This is a genomic window from Streptomyces sp. NPDC037301, assembly GCF_055602785.1.
Genome location: NZ_JBVJWD010000002.1, coordinates 566,164 through 580,839, shown reverse-complemented (window position 1 = coordinate 580,839; position 14,676 = coordinate 566,164). Strand labels below are relative to the sequence as shown.

General features: G+C 70.2%; 14 protein-coding genes and 3 pseudogenes. 2 read left to right on the top strand and 15 right to left on the bottom strand.

The genetic code is table 11. The features are described 5' to 3' along the window. The 6 genes and pseudogenes from ACZ7IB_RS05930 to ACZ7IB_RS05905 form a co-directional block, all read right to left on the bottom strand. A pseudogene (locus ACZ7IB_RS05930) lies at positions 1 to 94 on the bottom strand (thioesterase family protein); the annotation flags it as partial. 96 nt (positions 95 to 190) lie between these two features. Continuing rightward, complete coding sequence (locus ACZ7IB_RS05925) at positions 191 to 1,417, bottom strand: acyltransferase family protein (RefSeq protein ID WP_470909492.1); 1,227 nt, start codon at positions 1,415 to 1,417, stop codon at positions 191 to 193. A 352-nt stretch (positions 1,418 to 1,769) separates the two neighbouring features. Next, on the bottom strand, positions 1,770 to 2,663 hold the full coding sequence (locus ACZ7IB_RS05920; RefSeq protein ID WP_470909490.1) for a hypothetical protein: 894 nt from the start codon (positions 2,661 to 2,663) through the stop codon (positions 1,770 to 1,772). After that, entirely contained in the window at positions 2,660 to 2,998 is a 339-nt protein-coding gene (locus tag ACZ7IB_RS05915; protein ID WP_266357719.1) for a PadR family transcriptional regulator, read from the bottom strand. Before ACZ7IB_RS05915 ends, ACZ7IB_RS05920 begins: the two co-directional genes overlap by 4 nt. A gap of 69 nt (positions 2,999 to 3,067) precedes the next feature. After that, positions 3,068 to 3,334 (bottom strand): annotated as a pseudogene (locus ACZ7IB_RS05910) (helix-turn-helix transcriptional regulator); the annotation flags it as partial. 51 nt (positions 3,335 to 3,385) lie between these two features. Further along, on the bottom strand, positions 3,386 to 4,159 hold the full coding sequence (locus ACZ7IB_RS05905; RefSeq protein WP_470909488.1) for a thioesterase family protein: 774 nt from the start codon (positions 4,157 to 4,159) through the stop codon (positions 3,386 to 3,388). Between ACZ7IB_RS05905 and ACZ7IB_RS05900 the strand changes: the two are divergent. Continuing rightward, positions 4,134 to 4,505, top strand: a pseudogene (locus tag ACZ7IB_RS05900) (TetR family transcriptional regulator); the annotation flags it as partial. The gene ACZ7IB_RS05905 and the pseudogene ACZ7IB_RS05900 sit on opposite strands and share 26 nt — an antisense overlap. A gap of 121 nt (positions 4,506 to 4,626) precedes the next feature. Here the strand turns inward: ACZ7IB_RS05900 and ACZ7IB_RS05895 are convergent. Further along, complete coding sequence (locus tag ACZ7IB_RS05895; RefSeq protein WP_470909486.1) at positions 4,627 to 5,958, bottom strand: aspartate aminotransferase family protein; 1,332 nt, start codon at positions 5,956 to 5,958, stop codon at positions 4,627 to 4,629. A 90-nt stretch (positions 5,959 to 6,048) separates the two neighbouring features. Between ACZ7IB_RS05895 and ACZ7IB_RS05890 the strand changes: the two genes are divergently transcribed. Beyond that, positions 6,049 to 6,798: an SDR family oxidoreductase gene (locus tag ACZ7IB_RS05890; RefSeq protein WP_470909484.1), complete on the top strand. Its 750-nt coding sequence runs from the start codon at positions 6,049 to 6,051 to the stop codon at positions 6,796 to 6,798. Here the strand turns inward: ACZ7IB_RS05890 and ACZ7IB_RS05885 are convergent. The 8 genes from ACZ7IB_RS05885 to ACZ7IB_RS05850 all read right to left on the bottom strand — a co-directional run bounded on the left by ACZ7IB_RS05885 (position 6,757) and on the right by ACZ7IB_RS05850 (position 14,560). Then, the gene (locus ACZ7IB_RS05885; RefSeq protein WP_470909482.1) at positions 6,757 to 7,311 is read right to left on the bottom strand and encodes a DUF6309 family protein; all 555 of its coding nucleotides are present in this window, start codon (positions 7,309 to 7,311) and stop codon (positions 6,757 to 6,759) included. The two genes, ACZ7IB_RS05890 and ACZ7IB_RS05885, sit on opposite strands and share 42 nt — an antisense overlap. Further along, positions 7,308 to 8,117 carry a phytanoyl-CoA dioxygenase family protein gene (locus tag ACZ7IB_RS05880; protein ID WP_470909481.1) on the bottom strand — a complete coding sequence of 270 codons (810 nt, stop codon included), beginning with the start codon at positions 8,115 to 8,117 and terminating at the stop codon, positions 7,308 to 7,310. Before ACZ7IB_RS05880 ends, ACZ7IB_RS05885 begins: the two co-directional genes overlap by 4 nt. Positions 8,118 to 8,344: 227 nt before the next feature. After that, the gene (locus ACZ7IB_RS05875) at positions 8,345 to 9,397 is read right to left on the bottom strand and encodes a helix-turn-helix transcriptional regulator (protein WP_470909479.1); all 1,053 of its coding nucleotides are present in this window, start codon (positions 9,395 to 9,397) and stop codon (positions 8,345 to 8,347) included. A gap of 48 nt (positions 9,398 to 9,445) precedes the next feature. Beyond that, positions 9,446 to 10,312, bottom strand: a complete 867-nt coding sequence (locus ACZ7IB_RS05870) for a thioesterase family protein (protein WP_470909477.1) — start codon at positions 10,310 to 10,312, stop codon at positions 9,446 to 9,448. A 239-nt stretch (positions 10,313 to 10,551) separates the two neighbouring features. Continuing rightward, positions 10,552 to 11,223, bottom strand: a complete 672-nt coding sequence (locus ACZ7IB_RS05865; RefSeq protein WP_470909475.1) for a trimeric intracellular cation channel family protein — start codon at positions 11,221 to 11,223, stop codon at positions 10,552 to 10,554. Positions 11,224 to 11,241: 18 nt separating this feature from the next. Further along, positions 11,242 to 12,426 carry an ABC transporter ATP-binding protein gene (locus ACZ7IB_RS05860; RefSeq protein WP_470909541.1) on the bottom strand — a complete coding sequence of 395 codons (1,185 nt, stop codon included), beginning with the start codon at positions 12,424 to 12,426 and terminating at the stop codon, positions 11,242 to 11,244. A gap of 35 nt (positions 12,427 to 12,461) precedes the next feature. After that, complete coding sequence (locus tag ACZ7IB_RS05855; RefSeq protein WP_351791203.1) at positions 12,462 to 13,562, bottom strand: ABC transporter ATP-binding protein; 1,101 nt, start codon at positions 13,560 to 13,562, stop codon at positions 12,462 to 12,464. Further along, entirely contained in the window at positions 13,559 to 14,560 is a 1,002-nt protein-coding gene (locus tag ACZ7IB_RS05850; protein WP_470909473.1) for an ABC transporter permease, read from the bottom strand. Before ACZ7IB_RS05850 ends, ACZ7IB_RS05855 begins: the two co-directional genes overlap by 4 nt. Between the last annotated feature and the right edge of the window lie 116 nt (positions 14,561 to 14,676).

The following is a 14,676-nucleotide window of genomic DNA, read 5'->3' as shown; positions in this document are numbered from 1 at the left end:
CCCGCGCCAGTTGGCGGGACTGGGCCACCAGCCGGTCCGCGCTGTCCCAGACGTCCGCGTCCTCCTCCAGGAAGCCGCCCGCGAGGTTGCGGGTGCAGCCAAGCCCGAGCCCGCCGCTGCCACTACCAACGCCGAGGCCATGACCCCCACATGCGGTTGCAGTACCAGGCCCCCGGCCGGCGGTGCGGTGTCAATCGCCTGCCGGGCCGGCCTTCGCGGGCGCCAATGCCCGGGGCGCCGCGACCCGTTGCCTACGGGGCCGGAGCTCCGCGGGGGCGGGGTCGAGGGCCGCGGTGAGGTGGCGGCGCAGGAGCGGGCCGAGCCTGCGGTCGACCTGGCGGTTCAGGGTGGCGGCCAGCAGGAGGGAGAAGAGGAGGCCGAGGGCGATCGCGGGGAGAAGGCCGAGCGCCGGGGCGGCCTTGAGGACGCCGCGGGCGACGGGTATGCCGACGCTCTGGTGGACCAGGTAGAAGGGGTAGGTCAGGGCTCCGGCGTAGACGAAGGTCCGCCATTGGAGGTGGCGCAGCCGGCTGAGGCCGGCCACGGCGAGCAGTACGAGGAAGCCGGTGAGCACGGCGGCGCTGGCACCCCAGTTGGAAGTGGGGTGCGTGGCCACGCGGTCGTCGAGGACGGTCAGGGTGTAGCACCACGCGAAGCCGGTGAGGAGCCACAGGAGCAGGTTCGGGCCGAAGCGGTGCATCAGGTAGCAGGCGATGCCGGTCACGAAGAGTCCGGCGTACTGGCTCAGCAGGAGCTCGTCCAGGACGGTGGAGTTCAGTTCGCGGCCGATGGACGCCAGAACCAGCCAGAGGAATCCGAAGGCCACGACGCGCAGGTAGGTCAGGCCGATCAGCAGCAGAGCCCCCATGAGCAGGTAGAAGCGGGCTTCCACCCAGAGGGTCCAGGCGACGCCGGCGGTGAAGTCCACGCCCAGCGGCCCGGGGATCATCGTCAGGTTGCCGAGGGTGGTGCGCAGGTCCGTGGGCGCCCCTGACCGCTGGCCGACGAGCATCGCGACGGTACCCATGACCACGACGATCAGCACGACCGCCCAGTACAGCGGGAAGAGCCGGGCGATGCGGGAGACCGCGAACTGTGCGGGGGTTCGTCCCCAGCAGCTCATGCAGATGACGAAGCCGCTGATCAGGAAGAATGCTTCCACCCCGAGCCAGCCGTAGCCGCTGACGGCGTGGAGCAGCGGTGCCGCCTGCGGCAGGTCGTGGTTCTCGCCCCAGAAGCGGGGGGTCGGGGTGCCGACGTAGTGGTAGGCCGCCACGGCGACGGCCGCGAGGAGCCGCAGCGCGTCGATCGCGGCCAGGCGACCGCCCTTGGTGGAGGCACCCGATGGTCGCGCTTGCGTTGTCCGGGCGGGCCGGAGCAGGTTTTGGGCGGCTTCGCGGAGTGCGGACTCGGACATGGAATCTCCTGTTGCGAGGCGGCCGGTACTCAAGGCCGCCGTTGAGGGAAGGAGGAGGGCATGCCGCTCCTGGCCACCGGCGACGCCGGTGGCAGGGTGGGGACATGACGGGGTGTTCTGGGACGTCGCGGGTGGCGCTGGACCCGCGAGGTCCGGGGCACGCCGCCGGCTCGGTCGCCATGAGGCGGGCAGGAGCCGTCGGGGAGAGGTCGCTCGGGCGTCACGCGTACGGCCGTGCACACGCGGCCGTACGCCGGATCGCCGAGGGAAGCGGGAAGCCGGAAGCGGGAGTGCTATCGAGGCTGACCGGAACGGTCCGCTCTGCTCCTTGATCTCACCGGCTCGCCTGCGGTCAGGCCGGGCTGGCGGTGTCGGAGCCGTTCCCGCGGCGCATGCACAGGGCCACGGCGACGGCGCCGACGGCCGTCAGGATTTCTTCGGTGCTCACCCAGCCCGAGAAGTACAGCGTGACGAGGCACGGTGTCGCGGCGAAGGCGAGCCCGGTGGTGCTGCGGATCCCGGCGAAGGCCTGGCGGCCCGCCAGGACGAGGGCCGCGGCGAGCGGGACGCCCAGCCGCCAGGGCAGGACGGGCCCGATCCCGAGCGGGTCGATCACCACCATGGCGGCCACCAGCAGAACGGCCCACACCGTCACGGCGAACACCCCCGCCCCGCTCCGCACCCGGCGGGCCGGGCGCAGGTCGGGCGGGCAGGCGAGCGGGAGGGCGGCGATCAGGATCGGCGCGAGGAGGAAACCGACGAGCTCCCACCGCAGGTCGGGCGGCATGCGCCAGATCGGGTAGAGGAAACTGGCCGAGGAGCCCACGGTCCCGGCGACCGCGCACAGCACACCGGGGAGGTGGCGTCCGGCCAAGGCGACGACCGCGCCGATCAGGGTCAGCAGGTAGCAGCCGTTCATCAGGGTCAGGAGCGGGCCCGCGCTGCCGTCGGTCCCGGCGGTGCGCATGACGTACCAGTCGCCGGCGTCGCCGATGAGGTTGAAGGCGGCGTACGCGGCCGTCGCGGCCAGGCCGAACGGGGCGGCACTGGCGAAGAGCCGGCCGCCCGGGTACGCGGAGCCGATGCCGAGACGCAGCCGCAGGGCGTGCGAGGCGACATCGGCGGCTTCGCGGAGGCGGGCACGCGGGCCCGCCCCCTCGGTCGCCTCCCGGTAGGCCTCGGCTATCTCGCTGCCGAACGCGCGACGGAAGCCCGCCGGATACAGGCGCAGCAGTACGGGGTTCACGTGGTGGCCGCCTTGCCGATGACGCCGAGGCGCCGAGTGGCCTCGCGCGCGGTGGCCGCGATCCGTTCGGCTTCGGTGGCCAGGGCCTCGCGTCCGGGGGTGGTCAAGGTATAGGTGCGCCGCAGCCGGCTGTCCACGACCTCTTCCTTGTGGACCTCGATCAGCCCCTGCTGCAACAGGCGCTCCAGCGCGCCGTACAGCGTGCCCGTCCGCATCTTGACCCGGCCGCCCGAGATCGCCTCCACCTCGCGCGCGATCGCGTAGCCGTGGCGCGGCTCGTCCGCGAGCGCGGTGAGGAGGAGCAGAGTCGGTTCCTGCATCGCACGATCAGTCATGTGAGAACCATATGTCATTCACCGACATATGACGCCAGCGGCTCCCAGGAGTGCGGAGCGAGCGAAAAAATGGGCTCCCTCGGCGGCGAGGACGAAGAGGGCGCGCGCCTCGGCGGCGGTGAGCCCGGTGACATCGGTCCGGAATCCCGGCAGCAGCACGATGCCGCGGCGCCGCCCCCGCTCGGCATGGACCGGGACGCCGGAAACAGAGAGCGCCTCGATGTCCCGGTAGATGGTGCGTACGGAGACTTCGAGGCGCTCGGCGAGCTCGGTGGCGGGCATCAGGCCGCGGGTCTGGAGCAGCAGGAGGATCGGGAGCAGCCGGTCGGCTTTCACGTCACCGGCTTCCCCCTGCCCCTCCGCGCCCCGCCCGCCGCGCCCGTCCGGCTATGCGCGCGGCGCCCGCGCCAGTTGGCGGGACTGGGCCACCAGCCGGTCCGCGCTGTCCCAGACGTCCGCGTCCTCCTCCAGGAAGCCGCCCGCGAGGTTGCGGGTGGTGATGGAGACGCGCAGCGGGCCGGGGGCGGGGCGGCAGCGGATGTGGGTGGTGAGTTCGATGGTCGGCGTCCAGCCCTTGAGGCCCAGTTCGAACGAGGTGGGCGGCAGCGCGTCGACGGCGAGCAGCAGCGAGAGCGGGTCGGCGTCGCGGCCGTCGGCGAGGCCGAACCAGCCGCGCATCTCGCCCTTGCCGGACGGGGCGCCGACGGCCCAGCCGACCGTCGCCGGGTCGATCTTGATGTCGAGCCGCTCGGTGATGGCGGAGCCGCCGGGGATCGGGGCAGGGCCGCCGTCGGCCGGGCCGAGGCAGTGCTCCAGCGGCGGGATGGCCGGCGGCTTCGCCGATGTGCGGACCTCGTCGGACAGCGTGTCCAGGTCACCGCAGGTGCCGATGACACGGATGCGCTCGATCTCAGTGCCGTCCTGCGCGAACTGGAAGAGAGATGCCTGGCCGGTCGAGAGCGTACGGCCGGAGCGGACAACCTGGGTCCGGATCACCGCGGGGCCTGGGGCGGATGCGGTGAGGTAGTGCGCGGAGACCGAGAAGGGATCCGGGTGCGGGAGGGCCTCGCCGAGTGCGCGGCCGAGCACGGCCAGCAGATAGCCTCCGTTGACGGCCCCGAGGATCGTCCATCCAAGCGAGGAACGCCTGGACCGCAGCATCGAGTTGATCATGCGTCATGTCGGCGCGCAGCCAGCCCACTTCCGTTTCATCGCCCGCGAACAGCATGGCGGCGTCGGCCCGGTCCGCGAGGCCATAGCGGCCCAACTACGGCGATTCGCCGAGGAGGTGGCGTCGGCGCTCGCCGAGGAGCCGCAGTCCCGGGGCTGGAGCGGCGAGGATCTGCTGATGCTGGGCGGCCTCTATGTCGACCACATGGTGATCACGGCCTCGGCCCTGCTGGACGCGGGGCCGGACGGCGAACAGCAAGTGGCCGGGGTGGCCCGCCGCCGGCTGAGACTGGTCACCCTCGGCAGGCAGCATTGGCTGGACGGCACGGAAGCCTGAACTGATCGATTCCCGATGAGCCGCTTTGGTCGACGGTTTCCCTCGGGCCGCGCGCAACGGCTCGCGGGATCACACCGGGCTGCCGCCGCTGTGGTGATCACGGATGCGCGCAGCGACGCGATCAAAGGGCTTTGAAGGCCTCTTCCACGGCCTGACAGGTGGCCGTGAGATCGTCGTCCGTCACGGTGGCGGGCACGAACCAGCACGCCATTGCGTAGGCGTTGGTGTGTACACCGCGTTTGAGCAGCTCGTGCCGGAAGGTGTCGTACCGGGCGCCATCGGTCCGCAGCAGGTCCCGGTACTGTCGGGTGCGCGTACCGTCCGGGGAGAACACGACTTGAAACATTGCTCCGACGCCTTGGACTGCGCAGGGCACGCCACTGTCATGGGCCGCGCGTCGCACTGCCTCCATCACGCGGCGACCGGTCTCGTCGATGCGTTTGGTGACGGCGGGGTCGTGGAGCGCACGGAGTGTCACGAGGGCGGCAGTGGCACACAATGGTGAGGCGTTGTAGGTGCCCCCGTGTTTGACCTCTCCCCGCGCCAGCGGTTCCATCACCTCGTGTCGGCCGGCGAACGCGGCGATCGGCAGACCGCCCCCCAGCGCTTTGGAGAACACCGCCAGGTCCGGTACCACCCCGAAAAGTGCCTGGGCGCCGCCGGGGCCCGTTCGGAACCCGGTGCACACCTCGTCGAAGATCAGTACGACGCCCCGCGCGGTGCACTCCTCGCGCAGCAGGTCCAGGAAGCCCGCGTCGGGCATGGTGCAGGCGTTGTTGGCCACGATGGGTTCACATATGACGGCCGCCAGGTCGTGGTGGGCGTCGAGGACGGCTCGCAGGGCGGCGGGATCGTTCCACGGGCAGACCACCACGTCCTCCACGACACCCTGAGGGATGCCGGGCGAGTGAGGTACGGACTGCGGTGTGTCGTACGGTCCGGCTTCGGCGGCGGTCGGCCGGTTGGAGATGGCCAGGGTGTCGGACCAGCCGTGGTAATGCCCCTCGAACTTCAGAATCTTTGACCGTCCGGTGTACCCGCGCGCCGCGCGCACCGCTCCCTGCACTGCTTCGCTGCCCGAATTGGCGAACCGGACGAGATCGGCACACGGCACCATCCGGCAGATCAGCTCGGCCAGCTCGACCTCCGGCACGTTGCAGGTGCCGAACATCGTGCCGGTGCGCAGGACCTCGGTCAGGGCGTTGGTGAGCAGAGGGGAGGCGTGCCCCAGGACGGCGCTGCCGTAGGAGATGAGGTAGTCGATGTACTCATTGCCGTCGACGTCGCGGATACGGGCGCCCGACCCGCTGCTCATGTAGAGCGGGTACGGGTCCGGTCCGGTCGAGGTCAGCCGGGAGGAGGAGCTGATGCCGCCGGCGAGGGATCGCTGCGCACGCTCGAACCAGGATCGGCTGCTGTCCGTACCGCCCAGCGCCGGGAAAACGCCATTCATTGCTGCTCCTGTTTGGATGAGGACACCGTGGGACACGCTCCGAGAATCATTCGCCGGGAAGCGGGCTCACAGGGAGAGGGTGTGTACAACGTGGCTGTGAAGACGGCTGTCGTCACGGGGGCGGGGAGCGGTATCGGGCGGGCCTGCGCACTGGGGTTGCTGGCCGACGGCTGGACGGTCGTACTCACCGGCCGGCGCAAGGACCCGCTGGAGGAAACGGCCCGGCTCGCGCCCGATGTGGACCGAGGCCGCGCCGTGGCAGTCTCCGCCGACATCACCGACCCGGCAGCCGTCGATGACTTGTTCGCCGGCGTGGCGGACCGGTTCGGCCGGCTCGACCTGTTGTTCAACAACGCCGCCGACACCATGCCCTACACCCCCACCGAGGATGTGAGCACCGAGGACTGGCATCGGGTCATGGACTCCATTGCCACCGGCACCTTTCTGTGCTCTCGGGCCGCGTTTCGGTTGATGAAGCACCAGTCGCCGCGAGGCGGCCGGATCATCAACAACGGTGCCCCCTCCGCCCAGGCGCCACGGCCTGACTCGATCGCCTTCACCGCGGCCAAACACGCCGTGGCCGGCCTGACCCGTTCCCTCTCCCTCGACGGCCGCCGCTACGACATCTCCTGCGGCCAGATCGACATCGGCAACGTGACCCCGCAGGACCGACCGCAGCCCGCGGTGCGCCAGGCCGACGACTCACTGCGGGTGGAGCCGACCATGGACATGCAGCACGTCGTCGACATGGTCCGCACCATGGCGGCGCTGCCGGCCGGGGTGAATATCCAGTCCGTCCTAGTCATGCCGAGCTCCATGCCCTACATCGGCCGGGGATAGCCCCGCGACGTACGCCTCGATCCGGCGGCCGGGTACCAGCTGCCCGGCCCGCTCCCAGGCCAGCATCCGGTGCAGCCCGTCGAGGTGGATCAGCCCCGCGCGGACCGTCAGCGCCTCGTAGTCCCGCCCGGGCACCGCCCGGGTGCTGAGGAACAGCGGTCTGGGCCGGGCATGGGTCTGGCGTGCCAGCTTGAGCGCGCACAGGGGGTTGGTCCTGGCGTACGACGCCCCGGCTGCGGCCAGCCGCGATGCGGCCGCGGCCACGGTGAGACCCGTCTTCGGAATCAGCTCCACCTCGCCGTCCTCCCCCAAATGCCAGGGCAGCACCACATCGAGCACCTCGATGCCCTCCAGAAGCACCCGGTGCCAGCGACCCCGCAGAGTCAGCTGCGCGTTACGGATGTGGGTCTCGGCTTCGTCGTTCGAGTTGGACTCATCCTCTTCGTCATAGAGATGCTCCCGGCCGAAATGGCTCATGACGGCTTCGAACGTGACGACTTCAAGCACTCTCATGACGCCATACTCGTGCTCGTGCGCCCGTACTCGTCGAAGTGCCGGTCGGCGAAAAGCTCCGGCCAATGCCCCTTCCCCAGCCCCCGCTCGCGGCCCACGGCCAGCACCATGCGCCAGTACGGCTTGACCGGCGGCCACAGTGTGCCCGTCCGGCAGTAAGACGCATCGATCATGTACCGAGGGCCCCCGCCCCGCAGTGGAGCGGACGCAGCGCGCCGGGTATGGAGGAGCGCGGAGTGCAGGACCACGGTGGAGCCTTGCGGAAGCTCGTCTATAAGCACCTCACCCGGCAACTCGGCCGTCCCGAGGTGGCTCCACGCGTCCTTCTCGGCAACCTGCCGGTGCGACCCGGGCAGCACGGCCAGAGCGCCCATCGCGGGTTGGAGCCCGTGGATGTAGTGCAGGGCATGAATCATGGGGTACTCGCGGTCCCGCTGTGGGTGCTGCTCGTAGTCGTGGTGCCAGCTCTTGCCGCCGCCTCCGGGCGGACGGCGGTCACTGTGCAGGTGGTGGAAGACGAAGGACGACCCGAGCAGACTGGCATCACTGAGCAGTTCCAGCAGTGGGGCATGGGCAGCGAGTTCCCCGTGCGCGTCCATCTGTAACTCCACCACGGCCGGCGGAGCACACTCCTGCGGACATAAGGAGGCGTCGATGGACAACTGCCGCAGACCGGTAGAGACCCATTCGTCCACTTCGGGCGCCAGGCGCCCGACAAGACCGGCGGGAAGGAAACCGGGCAGCACCAGGTAACCGCTCTCGTGGAAGTTCTTCACCTGTACTTCGAGATCCGCAAAGCCGCTCACGCGATGAAACCCCCCTGTATTCACCGAGACGCCAGCAAAAGTTCGGTCAGGTGTCGGGACCTTCCTATCCCGCGCCTCCATGACGCATGCCTGGCCGGCCCACAATGGCCAGGGCCGAATGCTTTGGCCGAAACCCTCAAGAATTACCGACGGGACTCGTCGCTCTGACCGCGCTGCGGCGGCGCGGCCTCGCACGGTCGTCCCCGAGGCAGTTGCGGCTGAGCGCACTACCTGGCGGGGCCCGCGCGATGCGCCGTACGGCAGTCGGCGCCGACCCGTCCCTGCCCGCCTCGGCTGTCTTTCCCCTCCGCACCCGCCTCCCCGTACAGCGCCACGACAGCCGCTGCGTGACGGGTGAGAACGGTCCGCGCCTCCGGCGGCGAGAGCACTTCGAGGTTCGGGCCGAAGGAAAGCAGGGAACGAGCCCACTCCACCGAGTCGACGGCCAACTCGGCCCGCACCCATTCCCCTTCCCCCTCCTCGGGCCGCGGCTCCCCCGTCAGCGCGCCGCCATGCAGGCGTACGAACAGATCGAGCCGGGAACAGTGCACGCGCACCCGCAGCCGTACCCGTCCGGGCCGCTCCTCGACCTGCTTGCGCAGCGCGTCCCACAGGTCCGCGAGCTCCGCCCCGGGCCGGCGCACGACCGGTTCGTCCGTGAGGGTGGTGGCCCGCCGCACCCGGTCGGCCCTGAAGAGCCGGGGTACCCCGTCCCGGTCCGCGACCAGGTACCAGACGCCCGCCTTCACGACGAGGCCGTACGGATCGACGGTGTAGGTGCGCGGGTCACTCGCACCGCTGTGGCGGTAGCTCAGCCGCAACCGCCGGTCGGCGAAGACGGCATCGTGCAGTTCGGCCACATCGACGGCCGGCTGCGGGCCGCTCATCCAGCGCACCGGGTCGACCAGGATCCTTCTGCTGGTCAGTTCGGCGGCGGGCCTGTGCGGTTCGGGCAGGGCGGCCATCACCTTGCGCAGCGCCGACCCGAGCGCCGCGTCGAGGCCGAGTGCGGCATGGGCGCCCTCGGCGGCGAGGACGAAGAGGGCGCGCGCCTCGTCGGCGGTGAGCCCGGTGACATCCGTACGGAATCCCGGCAGCAGCGCGATGCCGCCATGCCGCCCACGCTCGGCGTAGACCGGGACGCCGGAGGCGGAGAGCGCTTCGACATCCCGGTAGATGGTGCGTACGGAGACTTCGAAGCGCTCGGCGAGCTCGGTGGCGGGCACCAGGCCGCGGGTCTGGAGCAGCAGGAGGATGGAGAGCAGCCGGTCGGATTTCACCTGACCAGCTTCCCCCGCCGCTGTCTCCGCTCCCGCCCCCGCCGGCCGTCAGGGGCGCGGTGCGCGCGCCAACTGGCGGGACTGGGCCACCAGCCGGTCCGCGCTGTCCCAGACGTCCGCGTCCTCCTCCAGGAAGCCGCCCGCGAGATTGCGGGTGGTGATGGAGACACGCAGCGGGCCGGGGGCGGGGCGGCAGCGGATGTGGGTGGTGAGCTCGATGGTCGGCGTCCAGCCCTTGAGGCCCAGCTCGAACGAGGTGGGCGGCAGTGCGTCGACGGCGAGCAGCAGCGAGAGCGGGTCGGCGTCGCGGCCGTCCGCGAGGCCGAACCAGCCGCGCATCTCGCCCTTGCCGGACGGCTGCCCTATGGCCCAGCCGATCGTCGCCGGGTCGAGCCTGATGTCGAGCCGCTCGGTGATGGCGGAGCTGCCGGGAATCGGGGCCGGGCCGTCGCTCGGGCCGAGGCAGTGCTCCAGCGGCGGGATGGCCGGCGGCTTCGCCGATGTCCGGACCTCGTCGGACAGACCGTCCAGGTCACCGTAGGTGGCGATGACCCGGATGCGCTCGACCTCGGTACCGTCCTGCGCGTACTGGAAGAGGGACGCCTGGCCGGTGGAGAGTGCGCGGCCGGTACGGACGGTCTGGGTCCGGATGACCGCGGGGCCGGGGACGGACGCGGTGAGGTAGTGCGCGGAGACGGAGAAGGGGTCCGGGTGCGGCAGGGCCTCGCCGAGTGCGCGGCCCAGCATGGCCAGCAGATAGCCGCCGTTGACGGCATGGAAGATCGTCCATCCGGCGGAGAGCTCGGCGTCGTAGACGCCCTCTTCGCGAAGGGTGACGGCGGTGTCGCGGTCGAACTCGCTGTTCCCGATGGTTACCTGCGCGGCCTGAGCCGTCTGCGCTGCTGCCTGTGCCATGCGATGCACCGTACACCGATCGTATTACTAAGCGGTAGCTTTTAAATGCCCGGAAGATGTCGGCGCACGCTGCGCAGCCCCTTCTCGGCTCACCTCGCGAAGCCCCCCTCAGCGCCCCTCGCGTACCAGGTCGCGCGGCCCCGTGCCGTGGTACCCGGGGAGCAGCGGCCTCGGCAGTGGGACCTTGATCCGCGCCCCGCCCTCATACTCCTCCCGTGCGTGGGCAGGGCGAAGTCGCGTCAGGTGGCCGCGGGGCCCTCCTCGGCCGTCGCCGATCGCCGGTTGTAGGCGCGTGGGGCCCGCCAGTGGTAGCGCATAGCCAGCAGCCGCAGTACGAAGGCCATGATGACCGCGGTGCCGCTGGTGAACGCGTTGAGCGTGTCGAAGCGGATGCACAGCACGATCATGGTGGCGCCGACCATCGCGGGTACCGCGTACAGGTCCCGGTCCCAGCGCAGCAGCGAAGGCACCTCGTTGGCCAGTACGTCACGCAGCACACCGCCGCCGACCGCGGTGGCCAGCCCCAGGGCCGCCGACGCGGTGAGGCCGAGGCCGTAGCCGTACGCCTTGACCGTGCCCGTGACGCAGAACAGCCCGAGGCCGGCCGCGTCGAAGACATTGACGCCCACCTGGATCCGCTCGACGTGCGGATGCAGGAAGAACACCAGGCCGGCGGCGAGGAGCGGGGTGATGAAGTAGCCGAGATCCGTGAACGCCGCGGGCGGGACCGCCCCGATGACGATGTCACGGAACAGCCCCCCGCCCAGCGCGGTCACCTCGGCGAGTACCGCGATGCCGAAGACATCGAAGTTCTTGCGTACGGCGAGCAGAGCGCCGGAGATCGCGAAGACGAAGATTCCGACGATGTCGAGCGCATGCTGGACGGAGGGCGTGAACAGTTCGTTGAGCACCGGGCAATTGTGCCGGTACTACTCCTTCGGGCTGTCCTCCGGTGTATCGGACGATGTGGCGCCGTCATCCGCGGCGGTCTCGTCGGCCTCCGGCTTCTGCACCTTGACGATCTCGATCGCCTCGCGCGCCGCCGCCGTCACCGTCTCGCCGGGCGCCTGGTCGGGCGCGTTCTCCGGGTGATGGCAGGCCACCTGGTGCCCGGTCTTCAGCGCGACCAGCGGCGGTTCCTGCGTCTTGCAGATCTCCGTCGCCTTCCAGCACCGGGTGTGGAAGCGGCAGCCGCTGGGCGGCGAGATCGGCGACGGCACGTCGCCCTTCAGCAGGATGCGGTCGCTCTTGGCCGAGCGGCGCTTCGGGTCCGGGATCGGGACCGCCGAGAGCAGCGCCTTGGTGTACGGGTGCATCGGCGCCTTGTAGAGCGACTCGCGGTCCGCCAGCTCCACGATCTTGCCGAGGTACATCACCGCGATCCGGTCCGACACGTGCCGTACGACCGAGAGGTCATGGGCGATGATCACGTACGTCAGGCCGAGCTCGGTCTGGAGGTCGTCGAGCAGGTTCACGACCTGCGCCTGGATCGAGACGTCCAGCGCCGACACCGGCTCGTCCGCCACGACCAGCTTGGGGTTGAGCGCGAGCGCGCGGGCGATCCCGATGCGCTGGCGCTGACCGCCGGAGAACTCGTGCGGGTAGCGGTTGTAGTGCTCGGGGTTGAGGCCCACGACCTCCAGCAGCCGCTGCACCTCCTTCCTGACGCCGCCCTCGGGCGTGACGCCCTGCAGCTTGAAGGGGGCACCCACGATCGTGCCGATCGTGTGCCGGGGGTTCAGCGAGGAGTACGGGTCCTGGAAGATCATCTGCATGTCGCGGCGCATCGGGCGCATTGCGCCGACGCCGAGGTGCGTGATGTCCCTCCCCTCGAACTCGATGTTCCCCGCGGTGGGTTCGAGCAGCCGGGTGATCAGCCGGCCCATCGTCGACTTTCCGCAGCCGGACTCCCCGACGACGCCCAGGGTCTCGCCCGAGCGCACCTCGAAGTCGATCCCGTCGACGGCCTTCACGGCACCGGCACTGCGCTGCAGCATCCCCTTCTTGAGGGGGAAGTGCTTCTGCAGCCCGGTCACCTTGAGCAGCACCTCACGGGAAGCTGCGTCCTTGACCGCCGCGCCGCTCCCGGCGGACCTCTGCGCCGGAACGTCCACGCCCTTGTCCTCGCTCGTCACGGCCTTGTCCTCGCTCACAGCTTGGGCGCAATCTCTTCGGTCCAGATACGCTCCCGCTGCTCCTGCGACATGTGGCAGGCCGCCCAGTGCCGGCTGCCGACCTCCTGCAGCTCGGGCCGTACGGTGCGGGTCACGTCGTCCTTGGGCACATCCGCGTACGGGCAGCGCGGGTTGAAGGCGCAGCCCGACGGGATGTTGATGAGCGACGGCGGGGAACCCTTGACCGGGATGAGCCGGTCGGTCTGGTCGCGGTCGAGGCGCGGCATCGAGCCCAGCAGACCCCAGGTGTAGGGGTGCCGGGGCTCGTAGAACACCTTCTCGGCCGGCCCGCGCTCGACGCAGCGCCCGCCGTACATCACCAGGAGGTCGTCGGCGAGCTCGGCCACGACGCCCAGGTCGTGGGTGATGATGATGACCGCGGAGCCGAACTCCTTCTGCAGGTCCCGGATCAGGTCCAGGATCTGCGCCTGGACGGTCACGTCCAGCGCGGTCGTCGGCTCGTCGGCGATCAGCAGCTCGGGGTTGTTGACCAGCGACATGGCGATCATCGCGCGCTGGCGCATCCCGCCGGAGAACTCGTGCGGGTAGCTGTCGACGCGCTTGTCGGGCTGCGGGATGCCGACCCGGTCGAGCATCTCGATCGCGCGCCTGCGGGCGGTCTTCTTGTCCACGTCGTGATGGACCCGGTACGCCTCCACGATCTGCTTGCCGATCGTGTAGTACGGGTGCAGCGCGGACAGCGGGTCCTGGAAGATCATGGCCATGTCGCGGCCGCGCAGCTTGCGCACCTCGTCCGGGTCCGCGGACAGCAGTTCCTTGCCGTCCAGCCAGATCTCCCCGGAGACCTGTGCCTTGCGCTTTCCGTACTGGCCCGTGGTGTGCAGGCCCATGATGCCCAGCGAGGTGACGGACTTGCCGGAGCCGGACTCGCCGACGATGCCGAGGGTCTTGCCCTTCTCCAGCTGGAAGTTGAGCCCGTCGACGGACTTGACCAGACCGTCGTCGGTCGGGAAGTGCACCTTGAGGTCGCGCACTTCGAGGAAGGCGGTGGGAGCGGGCGAGCCGGCCGGGGCAGGTTCGCCCAGCGCGGCACCGCTCTTGTGCAGTTCGGTCATCCCAGCCTCACTCGCGGGTCGATGACGGCGTACAGAATGTCGACGACGAGGTTGGCGACGGCGATCGCGAGGGCCGCGAACAGTGTGACGCCGAGGATCACGGGCAGGTCCTTGTTGCTGATGGCCTGGACCGCCGCGAGCCCGAGCCCCGGCAGGTTGAACGTGGACTCGGTGAGGACGGCGCCACCGAGGAGCACGCCGATGTCGAGGCCGAAGACGGTGAGGATCGGCGTCATCGCGGAACGCAGGGCGTGCCGGGTGATGACGGCGCCCTCGCCCAGACCCTTGGCACGGGCGGTGCGGATGTAGTCCTCGCCGAGCACTTCGAGCATGGTGGCTCTGGTGAGCCGGGCATACATCGCGGCGTTCAGGAAGGCGAGCACGATCCACGGCAGGATCAGTGTCTGGAACCAGGTGCCGATGCTGTCGTCCGTGGAGAGATTGTCGGCGATGTGCACCCAGCCGAGGTTGTGCACGAACAGGCCCATCGCGACCATGCCGGTGAAGAAGATCGGCAGGGACACGCCGCCGAGGGCGGTGGTCATCGCGGCACGGTCCCAGATACTGCCGCGCTTCAGCGCGGACACGACACCGGTGGCGACGCCGCCGAGGAGCCACAGGACGCAGGCACCGGCGGCGAGCGCACCGGTGACGGGCAGGGCGTCCTTGAGGGTGGTCCAGACCGGCACCTCCGTGCGGAAGGAGTAGCCGAAGCAGGGTGCGGCGCAGTGGGTGACGTCGTCACCGTTCGCGTAGTCGCGCCCCATCGGGATGCCCTTGACGAAGTCCCAGAACTGGACAAGAAGGGGGTCGTCGAGACCCAGTTTGATCCGGATGCCCGCGAGCTGCTCGGCACCCGTGGCCTTGCCGGCGAAGAGGACGGCGACGTCCTGACCCGCCCACTTGGGCAGCATGAAGAAGATGGTGAAGGTCGCGAGCAGTACGACGAGCACCATGATGACTACGGCGAACAGGCGCCGGATGAGATAAGCAAGCACTGTGCGCGGCCCGGGGGGGGGGGGGGGGGGGGGGGGGGGGGGGGGGGGGGGGGGGGGGGGGGGGGAGGGGCAGAGGTCCCGTCTTCTTGTGTGGGTTTGGGGTTGGGTGGTGGAGG

What these genes read in the sequence shown, in the direction of transcription:
- ACZ7IB_RS05925 (WP_470909492.1), bottom strand. Translation starts at nt 1,417, where the DNA reads ATGTCCGAGTCCGCACTCCGCGAAGCCGCCCAAAACCTGCTCCGGCCC.
- ACZ7IB_RS05915 (WP_266357719.1), bottom strand. Translation starts at nt 2,998, where the DNA reads ATGACTGATCGTGCGATGCAGGAACCGACTCTGCTCCTCCTCACCGCG.
- ACZ7IB_RS05905 (WP_470909488.1), bottom strand. Translation starts at nt 4,159, where the DNA reads ATGCTGCGGTCCAGGCGTTCCTCGCTTGGATGGACGATCCTCGGGGCC.
- ACZ7IB_RS05895 (WP_470909486.1), bottom strand. Translation starts at nt 5,958, where the DNA reads ATGAATGGCGTTTTCCCGGCGCTGGGCGGTACGGACAGCAGCCGATCC.
- ACZ7IB_RS05885 (WP_470909482.1), bottom strand. Translation starts at nt 7,311, where the DNA reads ATGAGAGTGCTTGAAGTCGTCACGTTCGAAGCCGTCATGAGCCATTTC.
- ACZ7IB_RS05870 (WP_470909477.1), bottom strand. Translation starts at nt 10,312, where the DNA reads ATGGCACAGGCAGCAGCGCAGACGGCTCAGGCCGCGCAGGTAACCATC.
- ACZ7IB_RS05855 (WP_351791203.1), bottom strand. Translation starts at nt 13,562, where the DNA reads ATGACCGAACTGCACAAGAGCGGTGCCGCGCTGGGCGAACCTGCCCCG.